The 5,151-nt window shown below is 39.1% G+C and carries 3 protein-coding genes and 1 pseudogene; 1 reads left to right on the forward strand and 3 read right to left on the reverse strand.

Going from position 1 to position 5,151, the window contains the following annotated elements; translation table 11 throughout:
* From QZ735_RS06525 to QZ735_RS06535, 3 genes are all read right to left on the reverse strand, one after another.
* The coding region (locus tag QZ735_RS06525; RefSeq protein WP_294245845.1) for a hypothetical protein at window positions 1-269 on the reverse strand (269 nt) is incomplete at its 3' end.
* 19 nt (window positions 270-288) lie between these two features.
* Complete coding sequence (locus tag QZ735_RS06530) at window positions 289-1,809, reverse strand: RagB/SusD family nutrient uptake outer membrane protein (RefSeq protein ID WP_294245848.1); 1,521 nt, start codon at window positions 1,807-1,809, stop codon at window positions 289-291.
* A gap of 12 nt (window positions 1,810-1,821) precedes the next feature.
* Window positions 1,822-4,737 (reverse strand): TonB-dependent receptor, encoded by a 2,916-nt coding sequence (locus tag QZ735_RS06535; protein WP_294245850.1) that lies wholly within the window; start codon window positions 4,735-4,737, stop codon window positions 1,822-1,824.
* A 177-nt stretch (window positions 4,738-4,914) separates the two neighbouring features.
* On the opposite strand from QZ735_RS06535, the pseudogene QZ735_RS06540 reads away from it, so the two are divergent.
* Window positions 4,915-5,151: pseudogene (locus QZ735_RS06540) on the forward strand (MFS transporter); the annotation flags it as partial.

The following is a 5,151-nucleotide window of genomic DNA, read 5'->3' on the forward strand; positions in this document are numbered from 1 at the left end:
TATGTTCCGGTATCCGGAAAGAAAACATCCATTTCATCTTTTCCTGCAACGAACCCTGCTCCATCTATATTCCATTGAGAATTGAGATAATTGTTGTAGTTCCTTTTAAGATGGTATTTGTTCTCTGAGATTTTTGTTACGGTAAAACTGGCATCTACTGCCGGCTGTGTAATGCCATAACCCTCATCAACAGTATCCGGAGAGCAGCTGGCCATGAAAAATATTCCTGCACTTAGCAATATTGATGCTTTAATATATTTAGTGATCATATCTGATTTTTATTAATGATTAATACCCAAGGTTTTGTTTCAAAATAGTTCCTGTCATTTCAGGTAATGGTATAGGCAATACTTCATTCTTCCCTGCCTTAAAACCTCTGGAAGCCAACACAGTAGGCGCATCACCCCATCTGACAAGATCAAACCATCGGTGACCTTCCCCAATAAATTCTCTTCTTCGCTCATTTTTAATGGCTTGCAAAGAAACAGGAACTGATGCCAAACCAACTCTGGTTCGCACTGCATCCAATAATGCCTGTGCACGTGCACCTGAGCCATTCAGAGCTTCGGCCTCCATAAGATAAGTATCGGCAAGCCTTATCAGAATATAATTTTTTCTGTAATTCAGTTCCGGCGCACCAGGAAGATCTGTAGTTTCATCTTTTGTAACTAAATATTTATTTAAGAAATAACCTGAATCCATATTGGCTTCAGAATAATCAATCTTATTCTGTTGTTTCAAAGATTTAGCGTTAAATATAGAAGGTGCTAAACGAGGATCTCCCTGCATGAAATTAAAGAGATCTTCAGTAACCGGATTAAAGGCCCATCCGGAAACCCAATCCGGAGCATCTGTACTTTTACGATTATATGATCTTATTGAAGTCATAATACTGATGGAATTACCTTCATCACCTCCCTGTCCCCAGATTTCCCAGCTTGAGTTCCCTAAGTTGGTGTGATTGATCTCAATGATCGATTCTGTGGTAAATTTATTATTGGTCACCCATAGGCTTGCATAGCTGTCAACCAGCTTGTAACCATATTGGCTAGTGCCGCCAGGAGTACCATTTACATCCGCCAGTATGGCTGCAGCTTCACTTTTTTTATTATTGTACAAATATACTTTCCCCAATAATGCTTTTGCAGCGCCTTGTGTCAGGCGTCCTTTCTGACCGGCCGGTACTGTAGCCGGTAAACCAGGTATTGCACTTACTAAGTCTGCTTCGATCTGGGAATATACCGCAGATTTAGGAGCTTGTGGAACGTTATAAAAATCATCGGATGCTTTAAACGGTTCAAGAATAAGAGGAATATTTCCAAACATCCTGATCAGATCAAAATAATATAAAGCGCGCAATGCTTTTGATTCTGCGATAAACCTATTCTTTGTGGCGTCATCTATTGTAGCAAGGGGTACTTTCTGGATTAATACATTTGCTCTGGAGATTCCCTGGTAATAATCTCTCCAATAACTTGCAGGCAGTGTTGTAGAATTCAGTGTATAGCTGGATAATCCCTGTATTCCGGCACCATCTGTAGAGCTTCCTCCGCCGGCGTAAAAATCATCCGATCCGGCATTGAAAAAGGTTACCATATTTTCAAAGCCACCGGCATATTTTCTCATAACGTCATAAGCACCGGTTAATGCAAAAAAACATTCCTGTTCGTTCCTGAAAAAATTATTTGTATCAAAAGCTCCCTTATTTTCTACATCTTCAAGATTACTGTTATTACAAGCAATATTTATAAATCCTGTACCCAAAAACAATGATGCTGCTATGCTGATTTTATATATTCTATTTTTCATTTTATTATAGTTTTAAAAAGTAACGTTTGCGCCAAAAAGAAATGTCTTAGCCTGTGGATAAAAAGCTCTGTCTATACCAAAGCTGTCGCCTCCTGCAATTTCAGGATCATACCCTGTATATTTGGTAAAAGTTACCAAGTTTTCTGCTGTAACATAAAAACGGACTTTGCTCACGCCAAAGCTCTGTGTCATATTCTGCGGAAGTGTATATCCCAGCTGTACCAATTTCAGCCTGAAATAATCACCCTTCTGCAGATAATAGTCAGATAATCTCGAATAGTTCTGGTTGGAATCCAGTCTTGTTAAACGAGGATTTTCATTTGTTGATCCTTCGCCGGTCCAGCGGTCCAGAATTTTGGTCTGATAATTGGCATCAAGCATATCAAGTCTTCTCAGTCCCTGAAACAATTTATTACCTGCGACACCCTGACCAAACGCCATCAGATCCCAATTTTTGTAATTAAGATTTACTGTTAATCCGAAAGTGTATTTAGGAATAGAGCTTCCCAGATTCACTTTATCCAGATTATCTATAGTGCCGTCACCATTGGTATCTGCCCATATGAAATCTCCGGGCTTAGCATTTGGCAGAATCATTTGCCCGTTTGCATTTACGTAAGAATTGATCTGAGCTTGGTTTTGAAAGACTCCAAGAGTTTTAAATCCATAGAATGATTTATAAGGCTGTCCTATCTGAATTCTCTGAATTGAACCCATTGACTGGAATCCGTCAGCATCCAAGTATTCACGTCCTTTCTCAAGTGATAGCACTTCATTTTCAAGATAAGAGAAATTTCCATTAACTGAAATTCCGAAGTCATTCCAGTTCTTTTTATAACCCAACTCTACTTCTACCCCTCTGTTTTCCATATCTCCAATGTTGGCTGTAGGAGGATTAGTAACTCCAACATATCCCGGAAGAAAAATCTCTCTTAATATATCTGAAGTTTTCTTTTTATAAACATCAACAGTAAGGTTGAAGTTTTTAAATAACTTTAAATCGGCAGCAATATTAAGTTGGGAAGTAGTTTCCCACTTTAAATCTGGATTTTCAAGTGTGTTGGGAATATATCCTGGATAGATTACCTCATTTCCTGTTGCATCAATGAAGGTATAGTTTGCCCCGGAAACATAAAAACTTGCAAATTTGAAATCTCCGATACCATCATTTCCCAGAATACCGTAGCCTCCCCTTATTTTCAGGCTATTAACAATGTTGTTTTCAGGCCAGAAATTTTCATTGCTAACATTCCATCCTAATGAGAATGCAGGAAAAGTTCCCCAGTGGTTATTCGCACCAAATTTCGACGATCCGTCATATCTCAGTGTTCCCGTAAATAAATATTTGTTATCATAGTCATAAATAATCCGACCAAAATAGGACGTTTTATGTGTGTTTACATAATCCCATGCACTGGTATTCCTTTTGCTCGGTGCTACAAAGAAGTTGAAAGAAGCGTCCTGCCAGTTGTTTACAGGCAGATCTGTGTGAGTAACGGTCTGTCCGAATCCTATATTGTATTCATAGTAACCTTGACCTAATAATGCATTGACGTTGTGTTTTCCGAATTTATTCTGATAATTAACAGTGTTTTCCAGACTCCACTCAAATTTTTCCTGGGTCGTCCTGCTAAGACTGTTTACACTCAGGTTGGTATAATTTGGGTTTAGATAAAATAGCGGTGTGAAATTTTTACTTCCCCAATATGCTTTTTTACCATTGATTGATGATTTAAAGGTGATATTTTTTGAAAGCTTAAGCTCAGCATATATGTTTGCTACAAAATCGTCAGACCATCCATTATTTCCCAACTGGGTATTTCGGAATGCTAAAGGATTTGACATTTCCTGATTAACATAATGTGAAATCCCATATGGATTTCCCTTAGGATCCCTGAAAATGTTGGCGTTTGAGTAATCGTTAGGAAATGGCTGGGAATTTATATCAGTAACAACAGCAGGAGTGGTTGGATCTAAGTTAACAGCAGAACTTAAAGGTCCCCCGAATTCACCATTTGAATTGATACCCTGTGATTTAGTGTGTGTATAAGCAAAAGTTTGTCCTAAAGTCAGCCAGTCTGTCACTTTATGAGTTGAATTCAACCTTCCGGTTAACCTCTTGTAATAGGATATATCGCTCATTACGATACCGGTCTGGTCATAATAACCGAATGATCCATAAAAGGTGGATTTCTCATTTCCTCCGCTTAGACTCACTTCATGGTTAGATCTTTCAGCATTACTAAAAATAATATCCTGCCAGTCTGTACCTGCACCGAAAGCTGCCGGATTATCGTAACGTGCCGCTTTTCCATCATTGGTAAACCCCTCATTGATAATTGTAGCATACTGGGTAGCATTAAGGAGATCAAGTTTTCTAGCTGCACTTCCTACTCCATAGAATCCGTTATAGGAAATATTAAGTCTTCCTTTTCTCCCTTTTTTGGTAGTAACTAATATTACCCCTCTTGCTGCAGAAACTCCGTAAATTGCAGCAGACGCACCGTCTTTAAGCACTTCAATCCCTTCGATATCAGACTGATTAAGCCACCCGATTCCATCTACCACAATACCGTCAACTACCCAAAGCGGATCATTACTTGATGAGTAACTGGTAATTCCTCTTACACGAATAGTTGCAGATGATCCCGGCTGTCCGGAATTCGTAATGACATTGACACCGGCAGCCCGGCCCTGCAATACCTGCTCCGGCTTTCCGGCCGGAATGTTTTCAATGTCGCTCGCCTTGATACTGGAGATCGCTCCCGTTACGTTGCTCTTCCGCTGGGTACCGTAACCGATCATGACTACTTCCTCGATTTTCTGCTCTTTCGGAAGCGTGTCGCCGGTGGTGTTCTGGGCATTGAAACTGGCAGTAAAATACAGCACTGCCACCATCCCTAAACTTCTAGATATTCTTACATTCATATACAGTTAGTTTTTTAATTCTCAAATTGAGACAATAAAAATATATTTTTTTTCAAACAATTAACATTTTATTAATAATTATTTTAATATTTCGTTTATTTTTGGGGGTTTGAAGGCATAAAATGACCCGGAAAAACCACTACTTTTCATAAAAAAAGCATAAAAAAAATCCCCGAAATGATATCCCAAGGCTCCAAAATTTCACTTCCGCTCCAACTGACTTTCCTGATTTTCTCCATGGTGCTAAACTGCATGGGCATTGTGATTCTTCAGCTTTCGGAAGCCAAAGTGACGTACGAAAAGCTGGGTTTCCTGGAGTCTTTCAAAGATATTCCCATCGCCATTATTTCTCTTTTCATCGTGCATTTCATCAGCCGGTTCGGAGCAAAGAAATCATTGATATTTGCCCTTTCT

This window comes from uncultured Chryseobacterium sp. (assembly GCF_913776365.1).
Lineage (GTDB): Bacteria > Bacteroidota > Bacteroidia > Flavobacteriales > Weeksellaceae > Chryseobacterium.